This window comes from Pararhodonellum marinum, assembly GCF_015354735.1.
GTDB classification, from domain to species: domain Bacteria; phylum Bacteroidota; class Bacteroidia; order Cytophagales; family Cyclobacteriaceae; genus Pararhodonellum; species Pararhodonellum marinum.
In genome coordinates this window covers 404,876-426,935 of sequence record NZ_JACEFJ010000002.1, presented here as the reverse complement: position 1 = coordinate 426,935, position 22,060 = coordinate 404,876, and the positions used below count along the sequence as shown (strand labels likewise).

Here is a 22,060-nt window from a genome sequence, read left to right as displayed (position 1 = left end):
TTTTTAGCTCATTATCTTATTCCAAGATATGTGAATGATTTTCAACGGAAAAATTTTACTTACGAAGCCTCTTTCAAGCGGCTTCTCCATGCGAATGCCAACATGGGAAGTTGCTGATAGCTCATCACGCCTGCTTTTACTCCTTGGGTTTTTAGAAAAAGGTCATTGGATTTCCTGCTGAGTTCCTGAGAAATGGGTTTGATGGATTCCGCATTGCGCGCAATGGATGCCAAGTCGTTCCTAATGCCTTGGTCGATTGTGGGCAAAAATGACTTGTAGGTCTCTTTATTTATTCTGTACAAATCGTTGAGTTGGTATCGAAACAACCGAAGTTGTCCAGAATATTGAAGCAGAACATCATCACTGTTGGAGCAAATGACCCAACCGATAAAATTGGCCTCACCTTCATCTGTGACTCCATAACTGTGGGCCATTTCATGTGCAACCGTAAACGGCTTCTCCAAAGCATGCAAGGTCGGATCGATGTAGCTTTCCCCCGTAAATGGAAAATAAATACCTAAAATTCCCATTTTCCTCATAAACCCTGAAGGATAAAACAGTTTGGTTCTTGGATTTCCGGTAAAATTCAGTCCGAGCAGGTACAGATTTTCCCGAATATTGCTTCGTACCAACTTCTCCAACTCAGGATATGGTAGGGTTTCTTCTATCGCTGTGGTATCTTCCTGAAGGTTTGGCCTTAACTGTCTGAGGATGTTACGGGTCAATTCCACCTCCTTGATCAGTTCCTGTTCATTCAAGGCCTTGGGTGTCAAGCCCACTTGTTGAAAGATGGGTACCCTCTGGTAATTGAATCCCCAAAGCACAAGAAAAAAAAACACAATGGCCCCTGTAAGATTGAAAAAAGACCGAATAGTAAATACAGTTTTGGATTTCCAGCCCTGCTTTTTCAGTAGGAAATAAAAATACCGACCTATAAAGAAGAGAACCGAAGCCAAAAAAAGATATACTGTGGGAAAGGGGAGTTTGGCTAGGGTAAGGTCCACAAGATTCCTGATTCCTGGAAAAAAGGATCTGGAATATAACTCTTCAGTTTTCTCCGGGTTTTGACTGGCCATGTACCTGACGAACAAAGCCATTAAGCCCAATATGGTCCATGCCCAATTTTTTTTAAACATACTCTCCCTTCGAATTCACAGGCCCAATCAAAAAGTATACCCAACAAATAATTATTGAAAGATATATGTAATACAACCTGACTTTGATCAAATACCCTCTGCCTCAACGGATTTGACTTCGGGGAGCATCCTCGTCAAAAGGTTTTCTATCCCCGCCTTCAAAGTCACAGTGCTCGATGGACAACCTGAACAAGCACCCTGAAGGAGCACTTTTACTACCCCATCCTGAAAACTATGGAAAGTAATGGCCCCACCATCCTGCTCCACGGCAGGCCTGATGTATTCATCCAAAATCCCTTTGATTTTTTTGACACTTTCACTGTCATTCTCATCAAAAAGTGGATCTTTTTCAAAAGTTAGATTTACAGCACTTTTTCCTGCTTCAAAATATTTTTTTATATGGTCTCTGATGTGGTCTTGGATTTCAATCCAATCTACGGATTGACTTTTAGTGATGGTTACAAAATTGGAAGCAATAAATACCCTTTCCACCGCAGCAAAATTAAACAGTTCTTTGGCCAGAGGTGAATTCTCGGTGCTTTCTGCATCAGGATAATCAAAACTCACCCCATCATCAACCAACATGAAATTGGCTACAAATTTTAAAGAATTTGGATTTGGATTGGCCTCCAAATACAGATGAACGGGTCTTTTTTGTGCTTGTAACATGATCAGATGAAATTTATGGTTTGCTAATGGACAAACAGATTCGATGGCTATTAGTTCCGAAGAAGGCTAATTTGAATGGGAAAAATCGCGAAAAATTATGGTCTTATCGATTTCTTGTATTGAAACCAGTAGAAAGCAGGAAATACCAAAGCCTTTAGCTTCCAACTGTTTTTCTCCTTTGATTCCAAATATTCGTTTTTATGAACTGCCAGATACATCATGGAAGCCATCATGGCATGGGCAAAAAGAGCAATAAATAGGACGGCATATATGAGGAGCTCGGTCATAAGAACTGATTTTTAAACAGGCCAAAATGGAATTATCGAAGGCACAGCCTTTCTGTATGCTTCATAATATTTCCCAAAAATGACCATTAATTTTTGTTCCTCATAATAAATGCCAAAAGGAAGGTATATGATGAGTGAAAGAAAATGAAGCAAAGATACCCAAGTAGGAGAATAAAGGAAAAACCCCAAGAAAATCAAAACCAATCCCAGGTAAAGAGGATGTCGAACCGTTTTGTAAATACCACTTACTACCAACGTTTCCTTCTGTTTCAAGTCATCGTAAGGAGGCAAACCCATAAACCGAAAAGTGTCAAAATACCGAAGTGACTTGACTATCACAATCGTACCTATGCCAGCAACCAAAAATCCTATGTAAGTAAGTTGCTGATTTTGCCTTAAAAGAAATTCGCTGGGCAGACTGGCTCCATATGCTATTATCCCAAAAAATAAAATGGTTGAAACGAAAGAATAACCTAACCGGTACCATTTATAGTGTTTACCCATCCAGCCTTGAAATTTTCTTTTTATATTCAAGCGTGCAAAAAAGGTGTGCTTAAAGTAAAAAACAAACCAAGCAATGAGTAAAAACAAATAAGGCATGGTTAAAATTGGTTCTGCAACTACGAATGTAGCAAAGGACCAAGATAATACCTTAGTTTCCACCATAATTGTACTGTAAAACATTCAAATAAACTGGTAACATGAAAATAGGTGTGATCAAGGAAGGAAAAGTTCCCGTAGATAGGAGGGTGGCTTTTTCACCGGATAGGCTTGCCGCTCTTCAGTTGCAATACGCTGAAAGAATTTCCTTCAAAGTAGCGCCAAGCTCCATCAGATGCTTTTCTGACCAAGAGTATAGGGATCAAGGCATTGAAGTGGATGCTGATCTTTCTGATTGCGATGTGCTTTTTGGCATCAAGGAAGTACCTGTAGACCAACTTATCCCGGGCAAAACGTATTTCTTTTTTTCCCATACCATCAAAAAGCAAGCTTATAACCAAACACTCATTCAAGCTGTTCTTGCGAAAAACATCAGGCTCATCGATTATGAGGTGTTGAAAAACGAGGAAGGTGAGCGCATCGTTGCTTTTGGCCGATGGGCTGGAATAGTGGGTGCTTACAATGGCCTATGGACTTACGGACAGAAATCCGGTCTTTATGATCTCAAAAGAGCCAAAGATTGCTTTGACCGGAATGAATTGGATCGGGAACTGGGGAAAGTTCAGTTGCCACCTATCAAAATTGTGGTTACCGGAGATGGCCGGGTGGCCGGTGGGGTATTGGAGGTTATGAATACTGTCGGTATCCTCCAAGTAACGCCGGTGGATTTTCTACACAAATATTTTGATGAACCAGTTTTCACCCAAATAGGTGCAGAGATTTACAACAGAAGAAAAACAGATGGCGGTTTTGAAAAGGAAGAGTTCTACAAGCATCCGGAAAAGTACGAAAGCCATTTTCTCAAATTTGCCGAGGTCAGTGACATGCTTATTGCCGCAGCCTATTGGGATCCGAAAGCGCCCAAATTGTTTTCATCCGATCAACTGGCTGACGAAGATTTCAATTTATCAGTCATCGCAGACATCACCTGTGACATCAATGGCTCCATTCCCACTACCATCCGACCAAGCACCATCAATGACCCTGTATATGATATAGACCGGGAAACCAAGGAGGAATTGCCTGCTTTTGGGAAACAAATCAGCATTTCCGTCATGGCCATAGATAACCTTCCCACGGAATTACCTAGAGATGCCTCAGAAGATTTTGGAAACCAACTGAGCCAATACATTATTCCGGCTTTATTGGAAGCAGATTCTCCCATGTTGGAAAAGGCTACCATTACCCTTAAAGGAGCATTAACCCCAAATTTTGAATACCTGAGCGAATATGCTTATGGACCGTCCCCTGATAGGACTACTTAAATTCGACCACGAAATGAAAAACCTAAACCGGTTCTTGGAACAAACCATTTTAAATCCACTAACTACAGATCAGGACATTGACCGAATGGTATCCGAGGCAAAAAAATACCAGTTTAGGGGAGTTTGTGTTTCCCCATTTTGGGTGAAAAAAACCAAGAGGGAACTAATGGATACTGATATACAAGTGGTCACGGTGGTAGGTTTTCCCCTAGGGTTTCAAATGACCGAAACCAAAGTCTTTGAAACAGAACAGGCCATCAAAAACGGGGCAGATGAAATAGATGTTGTTTGGTCTCTCACGTCCTTTAAATCTGGAATGAACTGGCCCAAAATTGAACTGGCCAAGCTTTCCCAAGTTTGCCATGACCAGGAAAAGTTGTTAAAAGTAATCATCGAGACGGCTTACTTGGAAGAAAAAGAAATTATCCAAGCTTGTGAAATCTGTAGTGATGCAGGAGTGGATTTTGTCAAAACATCCACAGGGCTTGGTCCTGAAGGTGCAAGAATTGATCATGTCCGTTTGATGCGGAAAACTCTTCCAAGTCAGGTAGGTATCAAAGCCAGCGGGGGCATTAAAACACTCGCTCAAACTTTGGATTTAATCAAAGCAGGAGCCGACATCATAGGTACCAGTTCAGGGGTAGCCATTATGGAAGAAAATGCGCTTCATCCCTGATCACAAGTTCGGATTTGTTTTTTTCTCCACCCACTTTGATATCCAAATGGCTCACATCTTCATTTTTGTTAAAATAGATCAGCAGAAAAGGAATGATAAAAAAGGTAAGCAAAATGTAAGCAAATCCTACAAATCGAGTTTTGACAGACTGCTTTCCGAAAAAAGCAGCTATTTTCACGGGTATGTTCCGTATGGCAGGAAAAGGCAGAAATATCAAAGCCCCGATAAAATTGAATAAAAAATGGACGATGGCTATGCTGATGGCTGCTTCCGACTTGTAAATGGCCGCAATAGCCGCTGTGACACAAGTACCGATATTGGCTCCGATGATAAATGGAAATACACGTACCAAGCTCACTTTCCTTGTAGCCACTAATGGCACAATCAGGGACGTGGTGACAGTGCTCGATTGAACAGCAGCTGTAAAAAATATCCCATAAGCAAAAGCCCGGAAAGGCATTTTGAAAATGTGTTTGCTGATTTTACTGAAGTTAATGGAAATAAAGGATTTGTAAACCACTGAAGACAGTACTTTGATGGCACCAAAAAGTAGGGCTATGGCCAAGATCAGGCTGATTACAGGTAAGCCCACGGTATTCAAGACATACTGGGTGAGCGGCCTCAGAAAAATGACATTATAGGTATATTGTCCCTCATAAGCTGCATCAGACGAAAAAAAAGTGGCCAAATAAGCTGCTGATTGACTTAAGAAACCAAAATAAAACTCCAGCGGCAACAAAAGCATAACCGTAAAAATATTGAAGAGGTCATGTAAAACCCCCGCCGACAAAGCCTTTTTGTATTCGCTCTTTTTCATGATAAAGGAAAAAGAAACCAATGTACTGGTGATTGTCGTCCCTATATTGGCCCCCATGATCAGCGGTACCGCTTGGACCAGCGTGAGGCTGCCAGAAGCCACAATAGCCACTATGATGGCAGTAACAGTAGAGCTGCTCTGAACAAGTGCGGTCATCAAAAGCCCAATAAAAAGTCCCACAAATGGGTTGTTGGCCGCAGTGAAGATTTCGCTGGCAACCTGATTGTTGATGTTGGTAAGAGAGACCGTCATCAAGTCAATGGCAAAGATAAACAACAGCAATGCCAACAGCATGCTAATTACAATCACAACCTTATTTTGGGTCTCTGTGACCTCTTGGATCTCTGCCATATAAATAAAAACCCCTTTCAGGAGGGGCCGCTACGCATAACGTGTACAAAGAAAATGTACAAAATTTATATTACAATTTAATTTATATGAAGCTTTTGTTAACAAAAATAATGGTTTAATCTAAAATTTCTAAATAAAGTCAGAATTAAATTCTTATTTTGACGATTAAATTTGAAAAATATTCTGTTTTATTTACCTTTATTCTTTCTTGATTCCTTTAAGGAATTATTAATTTATCTTATCATTCACTTAACAATTTGATAACACTGTACCCAAATAATCTTCTTTAACTTTGCGTTTCACTTGAATATGCCTGATATCACCATTTATGGCTAAGTTAAAAGACCAAAATATCAATCAGGATGCCCTTTCAAAGGCAGCCTATTCACTTTTTGACTTCACCAAAAAAGAAAAATCATTTTTACTGATTATCTGTATCATCGTTTCTATTGCCGGTGCGATCACGCCATATACCTATTTGGCCATGTGGTTTGGGTTTGGACTTGCGGCCTATTCAGCCATTGCCAATGACAGCATACAAACCATAGGAACTTTTATTGCATCCAACCAAAACCGCAAATGGTATTGGTTGTGGTTGTTTATGGGCGGAATCTTTGTGGCTACGGTGACTTACAGCTGGTTTACGTTCAATGGAGATGTAAGTTATCAAAGGCTTCAGGTTCCCGGTTTGGATAAGGCCCCTGAAAGTTTTGTATTTCTTCAATTGGCTGCCCCCATTGTGCTTTTGGTCATGACCCGGCTTAGGATGCCGGTATCTACCACCTTTTTGTTGCTCAATGTTTTCACCTATAAAGCAGGCACCATAGTGGATGTGATGACAAAAAGCTTCATTGGCTATCTACTTGCTTTCGTGATTGCCATTATAGTATGGTTTGTTTTGGAGAAGTTTGTAAAAACTTATTTAAAAGGGGAAGCAAGGAATTTTTGGTACCCGCTTCAATGGCTTACTTCTGGAACCCTTTGGGCGGTTTGGATCATGCAGGATGCCGCCAATATTGCAGTGTTTTTACCTAGGCAATTAAATGTTTGGGAATTTTTGGGGTATGCTGGTTTTGTGTTTGGGGGATTAGGATTTCTTTTCTACCTGAAAGGAGACAAAATACAGGGAATCGTCAATGAAAAAACCAGGGTTACTGATGTGCGTGCAGCCACCATTGTGGATTTTGTTTATGCCATCATCCTTTTCTATTTCAAGATGCTGAGCAATGTACCCATGAGTACCACTTGGGTATTTATTGGACTGTTGGGTGGTAGAGAGCTTGCCATTGCACTCGCCAAATCCAGGAAATTAAAGAAAAGAAAGGCCCGACTCTATAGGGCATACATGTTGGCTAGAAAGGATATGTTGAAAGCCCTTATTGGCTTGATTGTCTCCCTGATTCTTGCTTTAATCATCAATAAGGGAATCCGTGAAGAACTTTATGAAATGATCACTGGGATCTTTTGACAAAAAAGACTTCAACCCAAAGGGTTATTCCAACTGAGGTAAAAATTAGGTTGCATATATAATTTTAAAACTGGATCAATTGATTTCAAGGTTAAGATTTATGCAAGGAATTTGGCTATCTATAAAAGGCGTATATTTCTTATTGTTTTTTAGCAATCAGAATAAATTACCCAAATGGAACTCTACACTGACGAATACTTTATGAATGAGGCCTTAAAAATGGCCAAAATTGCATTCGAAGAAGGTGAAATCCCCGTGGGTGCAGTTATGGTATGTCGCAACCGCATCATCGCAAGGAGTTACAACCAAACTGAAAAATTGACGGATGTGACTGCGCATGCCGAGATTCTTGCCATCACTGCTGCATCAAATGGCCTGGGGTCTAAGTACCTGAATGAATGTAAATTATTCGTTACCCTTGAACCCTGCGTGATGTGTGCCGGGGCGGCTTTTTGGGCTCAGTTGGGAGAATTACACTATGCGGCTTCAGACCCCAAAAGGGGCTTTACACGCCTCGGAGAACCATTGCTTCATCCCAAAACCATTGTAAAAAGTGGAAGTATGGCCCAAGAAGCCAAGGACTTGATCGATGCCTTTTTTAAAAATTTGAGAAATTGAAATTCTAATCCTCGAAAGAGAACCATTTATTCCGGATTTTGGTTGGTTAGTTGTATTGATTTAAATCAAAATTATTTCATGTTTCACCATAAATTTTAACCAAAAATGGCTTTTGAACTACCAAAACTACCTTATGACTTTAATGCACTCGAACCGCACATAGATGCGAAAACTATGGAAATTCACCATGGAAAACACCACAATGGGTACGTGACTAATTTGAACAATGCCATTGCCGGAACTGAGCTTGATGGTAAAAGTATTGAAGATTTAATGAAAGTGGCAGGCTCCAACAATGCCGTGAGAAACAATGGTGGAGGACATTACAATCACTCCCTTTTCTGGAAGGTCCTCTCACCTGATGGAGGTGGCAAGCCAAGTGGTGAATTAGCCACAGATATTGATAAAAAATTCGGTTCATTTGACGCCTTTAAAGAGGAGTTTGCCAAAGCTGCCGCTACCAGATTCGGATCCGGCTGGGCTTGGCTTTGCGTTGATGAGAAGAAAGAACTTTGCGTATGTTCATCACCCAATCAAGATAATCCATTGATGGATGTGTCAGATTGTCCAGGGACTCCGATTTTGGGTTTGGACGTTTGGGAACATGCCTATTACCTAAACTATCAAAACAGAAGGCCTGACTATGTCAGTGCTTTTTGGAATGTGGTCAATTGGGATGAGGTCAGTAAAAGGTACAGTGCTGCCAAATAAAATTCCCTCGATTATGAATATGTAAATCCCTTGGAGTAATTCCAAGGGATTTTTTGCTTTCCTACCATAAATTGTACGGTTGCCGAACGGTACAACTGTTCACTTTTGTGACAGTAACATTTTTTCATATTTTTATAATATACTGATAATCAAATATTAAGCAGATACTTTTTCATTTGGCACTGGTTTTTCATAATGGATTCTGCAATCAAAATTAAAATCCAGCAGAAATCCCTTATTAAAATGAAACTATCGAATCAAATTTTTACCGCACTGTTTTTTTTCCTTTTGGGTTTGAGCCATTTGGCTGCCAAAGAAGAAGGATTCATTTCTGGACAGGTGAAAGATCAGACGGGAAAAGTTTTGCCATATGCGAATGTTGCTTTGGTAGAAATTTCAAGTGGCGCTTTGCTTACTGGAGCAGTTTCTGATGAAGAAGGCAGATTTTCAATAAGCAGTACCAAAGAAAGCAAAGTAAAAATTGTCGTTTCATCCATTGGTTTCGAGACTTTTGAATCGGAGCCATTTGACCTTAAACCTGGGATGAAAAAAGACTTTGGCACCTTGACCATACAGGAGGAACTGGCTGCCTTGGGAGAAGTAACCATACAAGCAGCAAGACCTGAAATCACCATCGAGGCAGACAAAACCACCATCAATGTGGAAGGTACCGTAATGGCGGAAGGAAATACCGCATTAGATGTAGTGGGCCGCTCTCCAGGTGTCTATGTAGATCCCGATGGAAATATCAACCTCAATGGAAGGAGTGGTGTCACACTCATGATCAATGACCGCCAAATGTACATGAGTGCAGAGGATTTGGCCAATTTTCTAAGAGCCATGCCTGCCGAAAACATCAAAAGCATAGAGGTGATCAATAATCCTACCTCCAGATTTGATGCCGAAGGAGCAGCTGGGGTCATCAATATCAAACTTAAGAAAAACAACCTAGACGGTATTTTCGGAAATGTCCAATCCGGCAATCAATACAACGGATTACATGCCCCCTTTGCTGGTGTAACGCTTAATGTGAAGAAAAACAAATGGACCAGCAACGCCAGCTTAAACTACAATGAGTATGCCTTCTTAAATGAATTGGAGATCAATAGGAACTTTGTATTGGAGGAAGGCGTATCAAATTTTGATCAGGACAGTGATATCAAGACACGTAGGAAAAACCTCTTTTTTAACGGGGGAACAGACTATGAAATCAATTCCATGCACAGTGTGGGTATGAACTTGCAAGCCTCTGCATCGCAAGGGGTTGATTTGGGTGATTCGTTTACGGAGGTAACCAACCCTGGCACCTCTGACAGAAATTTCATCAGCTCCTTTAATGACAGCCAAAATGATCAAAAAAGGATTTTCACCAACTTCCATTATGTGGGTAATCTGGATACCTTGGGTACCAAATTGACTTCTGATGTCGATTTTACGCGCATGATCACGGGTAGCGAGGGGATTCTAAGCAACAGATATTGGTTGAATGAAAACACTTCACAAGCTGCTACTGACCAAATTCAGACGCTTAATTCCATGGATTACTCCATATTTACCGCCAAGGTAGACTTCACCAAGCCTTTAGGCAAAGGCAGGGTATTGGAAGCTGGACTTAAGGGCAGTTGGGTAAAATCTGACAATGACCTGGACCTGAGCAGAAGCATTGGGGAGGAACCCTTCCAGCCTGATCCAAACAGCAACCAATTTATTTACCATGAAAATGTCTTGGCTGCTTATACATCATACAAAAGCAAGTTTTCTGAAAAAGTAAGCTTTCAAGCAGGGTTGAGGGCTGAATACTCTGATATTCTGGGAAATTCAGTCACTTTAGGAGAAAAAAATGCACAAAAATACCTGGATTGGTTTCCAACAGTTTCTGTCCAGCAAAAAGTCAGTAAAGATTATCAGATCATTTACAATGCCAACAGGAGGATCACTAGACCAAATTACCGCCTATTGAATCCGTTCATCTTTTACATTGATCCATTGACTACAGAGCAGGGCAATCCCAACTTGCGGCCACAATATGCCCATAACTTGGAAATGAACCATGTCATCAAAGGCAGCTATCAGTTTACTCTGGGTTATTCCCAAACCAATGATGTATTTCAACAAATCTTCACCCAAAATGAAGAAGACAGAACGACGACTACCTTTACCACTAACCTCGATAAGTCTGAAAACCTGAATTTCAGGGCCATGGTACCTGTGGAAATACAATCTTGGTGGAATGTCAGCAACATGCTACAAGTCAATTATGCCAAGTGGAAGTCGATGATTGGTGATGCTTTATTGGATGTTTCCATGGCCTCTTATATGATCCGTTCTCAGCACAATATTGTGCTACCCGCAGGATTCAAAGTGGAAGTGATGGGCATTTACTTAGGCCCACAGCTCTATGGTCAGGCCAAACTGGGGGGTTTCGGATGGGTGGATGCAGGGGTAAGCAAGTCGATCATGAACGAAAAGCTCAGCATCACCTTAAACGGTACCGATTTATTCAGAACCAACGTGATCAATGCCAATGTACAATTTGACCAGATTGATACAAGATTTAGGCAATACAGAAGCAACCAAGGTGTACGCCTCACATTGAGGTATAAATTTGCTCAGGGAGAAAGTTTCCGGGTCTCTAACCGAAGCGGAAGCACTGAAGAGAGAAATAGGTTAGAGCAATAATCTTGAGAAGCATTTTTAAAAATCAGAGATTACTAAACCAACAACTTCAATCAATTACCTAAAATCCGGGAGAAATTCCCGGATTTTTGCTTTTTCTATGAGGATAAAATATAGATTTGAAGGTGTATTGATGGTCTATGAAAAAATTAATTGAATTGCTTTCTTCCCATAATTTTTACCCGATCATGGGCGAACCTTTGTCGAATCAAAACACTACCAAGCTAGATTTTAGCCCTGCAAATGCTGCGCTTTCAAAAATTGACCTATCAAAAACCATTGAATTTAATGCTTATGTATTTGGTCAACTGATCTCCAAAAACAAGAAATTTGGCATTGGCGGTTATCTGGAACAAAGAGCCATTTATGGTCGGAGTCCTGTATTTGCATTGGATCAACTAAATTTCAGAAACATTCACCTCGGTATCGATATCTGGGTGGAAGCAGGTCAGCCTATCTTTGTCCCACTCCCAGGTAAGGTACACAGTTTCATGGACAATGCCGGATTTGGGAATTATGGACCGACCATCATCCTGGAACATGAATTGGATGGGGTGACTTTTTTTACTTTGTATGGACACCTTATGGTCAATGACATAAAACTGATCAAGGTAGGCACATATTTTCAAGCCGGTGATCATTTTTGTCATGTTGGCCCTTTTCCAGAAAATGGGGATTGGCCACCCCACTTACATTTTCAATTGATGACTGACATGGATGGAAACTGGGGTGATTTCCCGGGGGTGTGCAGTTTGGGGGAATTGCCAAAATTCAGGGAAATCTGTTTGGACCCAGATTTAATTTTATCCGCTGATTTGTAAAATACTTTTATTTTTGAAATTTAATCACCTGATTATCTTTGGTTTAATATTGTCTTCAAAAAAATCAAACTAAGATACTTGTTTTTGAACTACCTGCTTATTAAATACGCATAAAAATCATCCAGTAATCTTTTTATTCAATCACTTTTTATCCATTGACAACATGAAACATTTCTTCCTTTTTTTATGCCTGATGTATCTCGGACAAGGTTTAATGGCCCAAGACATGATCATCACCCATCAGCAGGACACCATTATAGCCAAAATCACAAAGGCCGATGAACGATACATCTATTACACCTACCTCAAAGATGGTAAGCCTATCAACTCAATGATCACCATGGATCTGGTGAAAGATTTTCAAAAACAGGATTTGGGTGATCTTGAAAATAGTGAAAAAAAGGGATTGAAACGAAAGCAATACAATGCATATAAAGACACCAGAGTAGCCATTGATCTTGGCTTTAGCAACCGTATTGGAAAAATTGATCCGTCTCTTTCCATGTCAGAAAGAGACCACATAAGAGGGCTTTTGAGAGGATTTCATTATGGCCTGGATGCACAGTATTTTTTCTCAGAAAGTTATGGTATAGGCCTGGACATCAACCGATTCCAAAGCCAAAACACCAGTAATTTAGGTTTTGGCCAAATCACTGAAAAAAATGCCATTACCTTTATCGGGCCGGGTTTTTACAGTAGAAGTGTATCCGGAAATGGGAACAATGCTTTTTTGATGGGATTCAATATCGGCTATTTGGGTGCAAATAGCAGCACCATGATCAATTCCTCCCCGGCTACCATTACCGGTGGAACATTTGGGACAAACATAAAGGTCGGCTATGACATTGGTATGCCTGACGGATATGCATTCGGCTTTAGTTTGAGGCTGATCGGTGGTGTTTTGAACCAAATTACTACCCGATACAATGGACAGAGCAACAAGATAAAACTGCCTGAAGAAGACCGGGAAAACCTATCAAGAATCGATCTATCTGTAGGTATAAGATTTTAATTTTTAGACTGATCTTATCAGATTAAGAAACATAAGGATATTGAATATGTATGAATTCCTGACTCCTTAAATTAGGTAAGATCTAATTCCATAATAAACATTGGATCCGGAAATAATTGTCTAAATTCCGTAATTCTCCCATTATCGACCAGATATTTTGACCTCCGAAACTATCAGAGATAAACAAAAAAATCTTTGCGCCTATGCGTCTCTGGGAGAAAAATATCAGAAACATTAATTCCAATCCTAATTCTCCAAATTGTCCATTAACTGATTTATTTTTAATTACTTTGCAAATGGTAATCAGCCATCTAACCCATCCATTTTGGCAAAGACAGATATCATTACCCGGTTTTTGATTTGGAGGCTCAGAAACCTGAGCACCAAAAATTTCACCTTGATCCTAAGTGGCTTCATTGGAATTTTTGCGGGATTGGCAGCGGTGATATTGAAAGAAATGGTGCATGCCATTCAAGTTTTTCTTACCAGTGGATTCAATGTGGAGTACGCCAATTTTTTCTATATACTCTACCCCGTCATCGGGGTTGCATTGGCTTATCTTATCAGTGTGTATGTCTTCAAAGACCTGGGGGGACACGGTATTCCAGACATTCTATATACTATTTCCAGAAAAAGCTCACTAATTCCCAGGGTAAAAATGTACAGCAGGGTGGTGACTTCGGCCATTACTGTAGGTTTTGGAGGATCTGTCGGATTGGAAGCACCTATCGTAGTCACTGGATCGGCCATTGGTTCAAACATCGGCCAACTCATGCATTTAAATGCCAAAAAAAGGACCTTATTGATAGGTTGTGGAGCAGCAGGGGCCATATCGGCCATCTTTGGAGCACCAATTGGAGGAGTAATATTTGCCATTGAAGTCATTTTGCTGGAACTCAGTGTGGGTTCCTTCATTCCCCTTTTGATTGCCTCAGTGACCGGTTCTCTTACTTCCATGCTATTGATAGGGGATGATGTGTTGTTTTCATTTAATCTCACAGACCAATTTTTGGCTGCTCATGCGCCCCATTATGTCGTATTGGGCATATTGACAGGTTTGATGTCGCTTTATTTTACGCGTGCTGTATTGAAAGTTGAAAACCTACTCAATCAATTGGGAGAGCCAGCCATGAAAATCCTCTATGGAGGTGCATTTTTGGGATTGATCGTGTTTTTTTTCCCACCTATATATGGTGAGGGCTATGAAACCCTCAATGCGCTCATAGAGGGTGATCCTCAAAGGTTACTCAATACAAGTCCCTTTTTTCCGGAAATTGAAAATCCTTATTTTATCATTGTATTTCTTGCATTAGTTCTTTTTGTAAAACCCATTGCGGCTGCTTTGACTATCGGTAGTGGTGGAAGTGGAGGCATATTTGCACCATCACTCTATGTGGGTGGCATCATCGGCTTTTTATTCGCTTATTCCAATAACCTTTTTGGGTACTATATTCCTTTGCCTGTCGCTCATTTTACTTTAGTAGCCATGTGCGGAGTAATGAGCGGTGTGCAGCATGCCCCGCTTTCCGCCATATTCCTAATCGCAGAAATCACAGGCGGGTATGAGTTATTTGTTCCACTGATGTTGGTTTCTGCCATTTCATTTGTGACCACTACCTATTTCGATAAAGATTCATATTATAAAAAACAATTGATAGAGCAGGGTAAGTACCTGCCTGAAACGAAGGATGAACAGGTATTGGGACTTATAGACATCAGAAGGATTATGGAAATCGACCTACTGCCTATCCGACCTGAGGCCCGGCTTCAAGATCTATGTGACTTGGTCAAACTATCAAAAAGAAACATCTTCCCTGTAGTCAATGAGGAAGGGCAGTTAAGTGGAATCATCACCTTAGACGATATCCGGGATATCATGTTTGATGGGGAAAAGCAAGAAAGTGTCATGGTGAGCCAATTGATGCATAGCCCTCCGGATTTTATCCATCCAAGTGAAACCATGCAGACTGTCATGGATAAGTTTGAAAAGTCAGGGGCGTGGAACCTGCCCGTGGTCGAAAATGGAAAATATTTGGGCTTTGTTTCAAAATCCAGAATTTTCAATGCTTATCGAAAAAGGCTGATTCGTCAGCAACAGGAATAAACTTATTTTGCATTTTTTTTATTTTTTCTTTAACCAGTATTTACGCTGAGTTTTTATCCGTAAAAAATTCATTCTCAATCACTTATCCACAAAACTAGGTTTAGAATATTATTGTAAATATCTGATTATAAGATACTTAACTCAAATATTCAACCTGATGTGGATAAGTGTTGATAATTGTGGATAAAAAAAGAGGAATTTTTTTGTTAATTTAAGTTTATGATTTTAAATGCATTTTTTTTAGGATAATAAACAATTTTCTTGCAATAACGTTCTTGAACATCTGGTATGAACATGAAAAGAAAATATTGGCAAATTCTTTGAAAAATATCAAAATATTTAATCCTTGCTCTTGGCTTTTGAATAGGATGTAATAAAAAAATGTATCTAATTCCTCTACCTAACCGTTAGGAAATGTAAAGTACACACAAGATATGAAAAGTAATGTATTACTGATTTTTGTATGCTTCTTTGTAACCAATAGCTATACCAAAGATGAACTGCGTATTGTAGATTTTGATGAATTGGAGGGAGAATTTAAAACTCCTTCTGATAAGATACGGATTTATAATTTTTGGGCAACTTGGTGTGCCCCATGTATCAAAGAAATGCCCCACTTCGAAAAAGTTAATGCAGAAGATCCAGAATTAGATTTATATTTCATTTCCATGGATGATGGACGGAAACCTGAAAGGGTTACGGGCTTTATAGAGAAAAGAAGTATCAAATCCCCAGTAATTCTTTTGGATGATGTAGACTTTGACCGCTGGATTGATAAGGTAGATCCCAGTTGGTCTGGGGCTATCCCTGCCACTCTATTCATATTACCTGATGGCAGCAAAAGTTTTCACGAAGGTGAAATGGATGAATCAGAACTCTTAGAAAAGATTAATCAACTCAAAACAAAATTACGATGAAAAATTCAAAAGGCTTTTATTTTAGTATTGTCTTATCTGGTCTTTTCGCTTTGAGCGCTATGGCCCAGGAAAGTACTGGTTATAAGGTTGGAGACAAAGCCGCTGATTTCAGTCTTAAGGATGTAAGGGGGGAAATGGTTTCTCTCTCAAATTATGAAGATGCCAAAGGCTTTTTAGTTATTTTTTCCTGCAACACCTGTCCTTATGTGGTGGCTTATGAGGACAGAATGATTGAATTGCATGAAAAATATGCCGAAAAGGGTTATCCTGTCATAGCCATCAATTCCAACGATGACAAAGTATCTCCTGGGGATAGCTTTGAAAAAATGCAGGAAAGAGCAAAGGCCAAGAATTTCCCTTTTCCATATGTCTACGACAAAAGCCAGGAAGTGATCAAAACTTATGGGGCAACACGTACCCCTCATGTATACATTCTCAACAAATCAGGCGAGGATTATGTGGTGGAATACATTGGTGCGATAGACAATAACTATCAAGTTCCCTCTGCTGTAACTGAACCCTATGTAGAAAAAGCACTGGCTGAGTTGATGGATGGGAAAAAGGTTAGCCGGAATTCCACCAAAGCAATCGGGTGTACCATCAAATGGACCCGCTAGTACTTTCCATCAAATTTAAAATGTCATCGAGGTACTCCCTATTATTGGAAAGTCGGGGTACCTTGTTTTGACCTCCCAGTTTACCTCTGGATTTCATCCATTCTGAAAACAAGCCTTCCTTAGCAAAATGTACCTTTGGCAAAGTTAAGGCCATGTCCCGATATCTTTTGGCATCATAATCTGAATTGAGTTCTCTCAAGGCTTGATCCAGTTTCTCCACAAAAACTTCCTTATCCTTTGGTGAGGTCTGGAATTCTATTACCCATTCATGAGCACCCTTCCCGTTTTCACCTTCAAAATACACCGGTGCCGCGGTGAAATTGGCAATCGTGGAATTGGTGACTTCAGAGGCCATCTCAATGGCTTTCTCCGCATTTTCTACGATCACTTCCTCACCAAAAGCATTGATGAAATGCTTGGTACGTCCCGAGATACGGATCCGGTAAGGGCTGATAGAGGTGAATTTTACAGTATCCCCGATTTTATACCGCCAAAGCCCTGCATTGGTGCTGATCAATATAGCATAATTTTTACCTATTTCCACTCCTTCCAAAGGAACCACTTTTGGATTTGCCTTTTCCCATTCCTCCATAGGGATAAATTCGTAAAATATCCCGTAATCCAGCATCAGCAGAAGTTCATCGGAATCCTTTTGATCCTGTATCCCAAAAAACCCCTCGGAGGCGTTGTACGTTTCGACGTAACGCATCTTAGGAGAAGGAATTAATTCCTCGAAAAGCTTTCTATAAGGGCCAAATGCTACCGCTCCATGAAAGAAAACCTCAAGATTTGGCCAAACCTCCAGAATATTTTTAGCTCCGCTTACATCCAGTATTTTTTTGATCAAAACAATGGTCCAGGTAGGAACACCGGATATGCTGGTCACATTTTCGAACCGAGTTTCTTCCGCCATCCGTTCTATTTTGGCCTCCCATTCACTCATCAAAGCAACTTCCAAGCTTGGCGTTCGGGCAAACTGTGCCCAAATGGGTAAATTTTGCATAATGACAGCAGATATGTCTCCATATTTGCTTTCTTGATTACCATCCAAATCATTAATTTGTAAACTTCCTCCAATGGTGAGCCCTTTACCTGTAAAAAGCCTGCTGTCAGGATAATTGTTGACATACAAGGAAAGCATGTCTTTCCCTCCTTTAAAGTGACAGTCTTCCAACGATTCTTCAGAGACAGGAATAAACTTGCTTCTACTGCCTGTGGTACCTGAGGATTTGGAAAACCAATGGATATCCGAGGGCCAGATTACATTCTGCCGGCCTTTCATGGTCTGCTCGATGTATGGTTTCATCTGTTCGTAATCATGGATAGGAACCCTCTCCGCAAAATCTCTGTAAGTACTGATATCCAGAAAACCAAACTTTCTGCCAAAATCAGTCCGTTTGGCAGCCCCAATCAATTCAAAAAAAATCTCTCTTTGGACCTGAATGGGATTCTCTTTAAAATTGTTGATCTGACCAATCCTATTCTTGAAGATCCAGGTCATAAAGGTATTGATCATCTCCATGTCAAATTTTCCGCTTCAGTTCAAAATTTCTTCCCAAATATACACGTCTGACCTGCTCGTCTGCGGCCAGTTCTTCTGCAGTGCCTGCTTTCAACAATTTCCCCTCAAACATCAAATAAGCCCTGTCTGTGATAGAAAGTGTCTCATTGACATTGTGGTCAGTGATCAGGATACCGATGTTTTTGTTTTTCAATTGCGCCACAATGGTCTGTATTTCTTCCACCGCAATTGGATCTACCCCTGCAAATGGCTCATCCAGAAGGACAAATTTGGGATCAACTGCCAATGCTCGTGCGATTTCAGTCCTCCTTCTTTCTCCACCAGATAGCACCATACCCAGATTTTTCCGGACATGAGTAAGGCTAAACTCTTCCAATAGACTCTCCACCTTTTCTTTTTGGGCAGACTTAGGCATTTTGGTCATTTCGAGAACGGCCAGGATGTTTTCCTCCACGGAAAGTTTTCTGAAAACCGAAGCTTCTTGGGCCAGATATCCTATGCCCCTTTTGGCCCTTCTGTACATGGGCAGAGCAGTGATTTCTTCTTCATTCAGGAAAACCCTTCCAGAGTAAGGTTTAATTAATCCCACAATCATGTAAAAGGAAGTTGTTTTACCCGCCCCATTGGGTCCCAATAGTCCCACTATTTCCCCCTGCTCCACCTCAACGGATATGTCATTGACTACTCGTTTCCCTTTGTATATTTTAACCAGGTTTTCACCTCTAAGCTTCATATTCAATCAAATTTAATGTCTTTAACATACAACTGTAGGGTACTTTTGTCCCTAAATGTATTTTCTCTGATTTCGAAGGCCAGATTGAATCTTTTTTTGCTTTTCAAAAACCGGTAAATGATCTGATCTGGATCTTTCAACTGATCCACCATGCCAAACGCTATGCAAATGGGATGGGTACCCTGTCCATCCTGCACCAAATCAAAACGCAGGTGCTTGTCTTTCAAAATACGGATATTTTCGGCATAAACCTGGTTTGCACAGAACACAGGCTCAGGATTGCCAGGTCCGAAAGGTGCCATTTGTTTCAAAATATTGTAAAATTTATAATTGACCTGGTCCAGCAACAATTCATCATCAATCTCCAATACAGGTTTTAGATGGATTTCCGAAATCCTAGCGCTGACAACAGATTCAAACTTTTGCTGAAATGCTGGTACATTTTCAACGGCTAAAGTCAGCCCGGCGGCATATTTATGCCCGCCAAATTGCTCCAACAAATCACTGCATTCGGAAATGGCTTCATATATATCAAAATCAAATACTGACCTGGCACTGCCGGTAGCTTTGTTGTTGGACTCGGTAAGGATGATGGTCGGTCGGTAATATTGTTCTATACAACGGGAGGCCACAATTCCTATTACCCCTTTATGCCAGTCTTCTTTGAATAACACAGTGCTTTTTACAGTGCCATTGCCTTCGGCAACTTTGATCATTTCCAAAGCTTCTTTGGTAATGTTTTCGTCAAAGTTTTTCCTTGCAGCATTTACGTCCTCTACCAAATCTGCTTTCCTGATGGCCTCCTCCAAATTCTTGGAAATCAATAATTCGACAGAGGCCTTTGCATGCTCCAGTCTGCCAGAAGCGTTTATTCTAGGCCCTATTTTAAAAACCACATCGGTAATGTCTATTTCTTTTTCCAGCTTACTTTTCAAAACAAGTGCCTTCAATCCAGGCCTGGGATTATTATTCAAACGTTCCAGACCATAGGCTGCCAAAATCCGGTTTTCTCCTGTTATCGGAACGATGTCAGCCGCTATACTTACGGCCAATAAGTCCAGAAGAGAGAATATTTTTTCCTCAGGGATACCTGTTCGCTTACTATAGGCCTGTATCAGTTTAAAGCCCACCCCACAGCCGCTCAATTCTTTGTACGGGTAGATGCAGTCCGACCTCTTAGGGTCTAGGACAGCTACTGCAGGAGGCAATATAGGGCCAGGCGTATGGTGGTCGCAAATGATGAAATCCACCCCAAATTCCTTCGCCAAACTCACCTTATCTATGGCTTTGATCCCGCAGTCCAGGGAAATGATCAGCTTGAAGCCGTTTTCTGCTGCATAACGCACCCCTTTTTCAGAAACACCATAACCCTCTTGGTATCGGTCAGGTATATAAAAATCGACTTGATCATAAAATTCCTTTATGAATTCAAAAAACAAAGCTACTGCAGTGGTACCATCTACATCATAATCACCATAAACTAGTATTTTTTCATGATGCTGAACAGCCCTCTCCAAGCGGTCAACTGCCTTGTCCATGTCCTTCATCAACATCGGATCATGGAGTTTATCCAAATCCGGCCTAAAAAATTCCTTGGCTTTTTGAAAATTAAATATACCCCTATTGATAAGCAAATTGGCCAAAGTTGGATTAACGTTGATTTCCTTGCTCAGTGCGGTTATTTTGTCTGGGTCAGCAGGGTCTGCTATCTTCCACCTATAATCCATAATGGCTAAATTACTAAACTTGGCCACATCTTAGGTAAAATTCTGTTTTATTATTTAAGGACTAGTTGTGTATAAACAAGTATCTCTCGGAAAAAAACTTGAATCATTCCAAGACTTTGTTTAACACATCTTTGAGAGGCACTCTGTTGCCGTCTTTATATGAAACAATCCAGGCATCACTGACTCCTACTTTCCTCAGGTGCTTTTTAAGTAGGTTGGCTTCATCATAGTCCCGAAAATTACCGGCTGTGTATTGTTTAAGGCCATCCACCTCCTCAACGTTAAGGTCGGGTGCGCTGCCTACTACACTGGAAAAATCATAATCTTTATACGCCCCGATCTGAACCCTGAAGAGGATACCGTCTTTCCAAGAATCATCAGATTCAACGGTAATTCCTTCAGGTCGACGCTCAGCAACAGAACTTTCGAGCCTTGAAAGGTCAGCCCTTAGTTTGGCAATTTCTTCATCTTTAGCCACCAAATCCTTGCGCAAAGTTGTAATCATGGCTTCCATGGCTGCTGTTTTCTCTTGGATATCCGTACTTTGCTCCTTAATGTCTTCGTATTGCTCTGCTGTAAGCACCTCACCTGTTTCCTGAACGATATCAGAACCGTCAAGTTGAGCCCTCAATTTGCCAAGTTCAAACTTCAAGTCCACTACTTGGTTTGTTTTTTCATTCAATTCCTTTTTCATTATGGAATTCATCGAGGAAATTGAATCGGATTGCTGTCGTTGCAATTGATTTTCCTTTCTGATCATAACAAAATTATCGGCAAACTCTTCGGGGTCACCGGTATATATCAACTCTTCCTGATCTTTGATTTTTCTCTCAAGCTGACTAACTTTTGTCCGTAATTCCTCCAACTCAGTATCTCTTTCAGCCATATTTTCGGAAAGATCTTCGGCTGCCGTCGACAATGAATCAGCCTTGCTTGAATAGCGGGCATGTTCTTGCTTAAGTTGCTGGTACTCCTCTACTGACAATCTGAATAATTCCCATTTGAGTGCTTTTTTTTCTTGTTTGGTCATTTGTGCCTGAGCCTGAAAAGAAACTACCATTGTGGCTATCAAAAATAACACTACTAAAAACTTACAGTGGGTCATAAGTGATTTGTCGAATTTATAAGTTTTCCCATTTATACCGTCTAAAATACAAAAATCTAAATCAGATTTACGAATTAAACAAAAATTATTTAGAATATACAGAAATGTTTTTTAAAAGAAAATCAGGTCGCTCCAATTCCTTGATTTAGAGCGACCTGATTTCCTGTA

The 22,060-nt window shown here is 40.4% G+C and carries 20 protein-coding genes; 11 read left to right on the top strand and 9 right to left on the bottom strand.

Annotated elements, in window-relative coordinates:
• Positions 1-59 precede the first annotated feature (59 nt).
• The 4 genes from H1A14_RS05690 to H1A14_RS05675 form a co-directional block, all read right to left on the bottom strand.
• On the bottom strand, positions 60-1,136 hold the full coding sequence (locus H1A14_RS05690) for a DUF3810 domain-containing protein (protein ID WP_194775252.1): 1,077 nt from the start codon (positions 1,134-1,136) through the stop codon (positions 60-62).
• 87 nt (positions 1,137-1,223) lie between these two features.
• Positions 1,224-1,805: a NifU family protein gene (locus tag H1A14_RS05685; RefSeq protein WP_194775251.1), complete on the bottom strand. Its 582-nt coding sequence runs from the start codon at positions 1,803-1,805 to the stop codon at positions 1,224-1,226.
• Positions 1,806-1,900: 95 nt separating this feature from the next.
• Positions 1,901-2,092, bottom strand: a complete 192-nt coding sequence (locus H1A14_RS05680; RefSeq protein WP_194775250.1) for a hypothetical protein — start codon at positions 2,090-2,092, stop codon at positions 1,901-1,903.
• 12 nt (positions 2,093-2,104) lie between these two features.
• Positions 2,105-2,692, bottom strand: a complete 588-nt coding sequence (locus H1A14_RS05675; protein ID WP_194775249.1) for a methyltransferase family protein — start codon at positions 2,690-2,692, stop codon at positions 2,105-2,107.
• Positions 2,693-2,793: 101 nt separating this feature from the next.
• On the opposite strand from H1A14_RS05675, the gene H1A14_RS05670 reads away from it, so the two are divergent.
• Both H1A14_RS05670 and deoC read left to right on the top strand, forming a co-directional pair.
• Positions 2,794-4,017: an NAD(P)-dependent oxidoreductase gene (locus H1A14_RS05670; RefSeq protein WP_194775248.1), complete on the top strand. Its 1,224-nt coding sequence runs from the start codon at positions 2,794-2,796 to the stop codon at positions 4,015-4,017.
• Between the two features lie 13 nt (positions 4,018-4,030).
• Complete coding sequence (gene deoC / locus H1A14_RS05665) at positions 4,031-4,693, top strand: deoxyribose-phosphate aldolase (protein ID WP_262893956.1); 663 nt, start codon at positions 4,031-4,033, stop codon at positions 4,691-4,693.
• On the opposite strand, the gene H1A14_RS05660 is transcribed toward deoC, so the two are convergent.
• A complete protein-coding gene (locus H1A14_RS05660; protein ID WP_194775247.1) occupies positions 4,665-5,861 on the bottom strand; it encodes a Na/Pi symporter in 1,197 nt (398 codons plus the stop codon). The genes deoC and H1A14_RS05660 overlap by 29 nt on opposite strands.
• A gap of 328 nt (positions 5,862-6,189) precedes the next feature.
• Between H1A14_RS05660 and H1A14_RS05655 the strand changes: the two genes are divergently transcribed.
• The 9 genes from H1A14_RS05655 to H1A14_RS05615 all read left to right on the top strand — a co-directional run bounded on the left by H1A14_RS05655 (position 6,190) and on the right by H1A14_RS05615 (position 16,805).
• Positions 6,190-7,329, top strand: coding sequence for a hypothetical protein (locus H1A14_RS05655; RefSeq protein WP_194775246.1), 1,140 nt, complete (start codon positions 6,190-6,192; stop codon positions 7,327-7,329).
• A 174-nt stretch (positions 7,330-7,503) separates the two neighbouring features.
• The gene (locus H1A14_RS05650) at positions 7,504-7,947 is read left to right on the top strand and encodes a nucleoside deaminase (protein WP_194775245.1); all 444 of its coding nucleotides are present in this window, start codon (positions 7,504-7,506) and stop codon (positions 7,945-7,947) included.
• 105 nt (positions 7,948-8,052) lie between these two features.
• Positions 8,053-8,658 (top strand): superoxide dismutase, encoded by a 606-nt coding sequence (locus tag H1A14_RS05645; RefSeq protein ID WP_194775244.1) that lies wholly within the window; start codon positions 8,053-8,055, stop codon positions 8,656-8,658.
• Positions 8,659-8,901: 243 nt separating this feature from the next.
• Positions 8,902-11,337 (top strand): TonB-dependent receptor, encoded by a 2,436-nt coding sequence (locus tag H1A14_RS05640; RefSeq protein ID WP_194775243.1) that lies wholly within the window; start codon positions 8,902-8,904, stop codon positions 11,335-11,337.
• Positions 11,338-11,474: 137 nt separating this feature from the next.
• A complete protein-coding gene (locus H1A14_RS05635) occupies positions 11,475-12,155 on the top strand; it encodes a peptidoglycan DD-metalloendopeptidase family protein (RefSeq protein WP_194775242.1) in 681 nt (226 codons plus the stop codon).
• A gap of 163 nt (positions 12,156-12,318) precedes the next feature.
• Positions 12,319-13,167: a hypothetical protein gene (locus H1A14_RS05630; protein WP_194775241.1), complete on the top strand. Its 849-nt coding sequence runs from the start codon at positions 12,319-12,321 to the stop codon at positions 13,165-13,167.
• A gap of 325 nt (positions 13,168-13,492) precedes the next feature.
• The gene (locus H1A14_RS05625; protein WP_194775240.1) at positions 13,493-15,271 is read left to right on the top strand and encodes a chloride channel protein; all 1,779 of its coding nucleotides are present in this window, start codon (positions 13,493-13,495) and stop codon (positions 15,269-15,271) included.
• A 434-nt stretch (positions 15,272-15,705) separates the two neighbouring features.
• A complete protein-coding gene (locus H1A14_RS05620) occupies positions 15,706-16,188 on the top strand; it encodes a TlpA family protein disulfide reductase (RefSeq protein WP_194775239.1) in 483 nt (160 codons plus the stop codon).
• Complete coding sequence (locus H1A14_RS05615) at positions 16,185-16,805, top strand: thioredoxin family protein (protein ID WP_194775238.1); 621 nt, start codon at positions 16,185-16,187, stop codon at positions 16,803-16,805. Before H1A14_RS05620 ends, H1A14_RS05615 begins: the two co-directional genes overlap by 4 nt.
• On the opposite strand, the gene H1A14_RS05610 is transcribed toward H1A14_RS05615, so the two are convergent.
• From H1A14_RS05610 to H1A14_RS05595, 4 genes are all read right to left on the bottom strand, one after another.
• Positions 16,789-18,327, bottom strand: coding sequence for a GH3 auxin-responsive promoter family protein (locus tag H1A14_RS05610; RefSeq protein ID WP_194775237.1), 1,539 nt, complete (start codon positions 18,325-18,327; stop codon positions 16,789-16,791). The two genes, H1A14_RS05615 and H1A14_RS05610, sit on opposite strands and share 17 nt — an antisense overlap.
• Before the next feature lies 1 nt (position 18,328).
• Positions 18,329-19,060 (bottom strand): LPS export ABC transporter ATP-binding protein, encoded by a 732-nt coding sequence (gene lptB / locus H1A14_RS05605; RefSeq protein ID WP_194775236.1) that lies wholly within the window; start codon positions 19,058-19,060, stop codon positions 18,329-18,331.
• Between the two features lie 2 nt (positions 19,061-19,062).
• Positions 19,063-20,787: a single-stranded-DNA-specific exonuclease RecJ gene (recJ, locus tag H1A14_RS05600; protein ID WP_194775235.1), complete on the bottom strand. Its 1,725-nt coding sequence runs from the start codon at positions 20,785-20,787 to the stop codon at positions 19,063-19,065.
• Between the two features lie 103 nt (positions 20,788-20,890).
• Positions 20,891-21,817 (bottom strand): hypothetical protein, encoded by a 927-nt coding sequence (locus H1A14_RS05595; RefSeq protein ID WP_194775234.1) that lies wholly within the window; start codon positions 21,815-21,817, stop codon positions 20,891-20,893.
• Positions 21,818-22,060 lie beyond the last annotated feature (243 nt).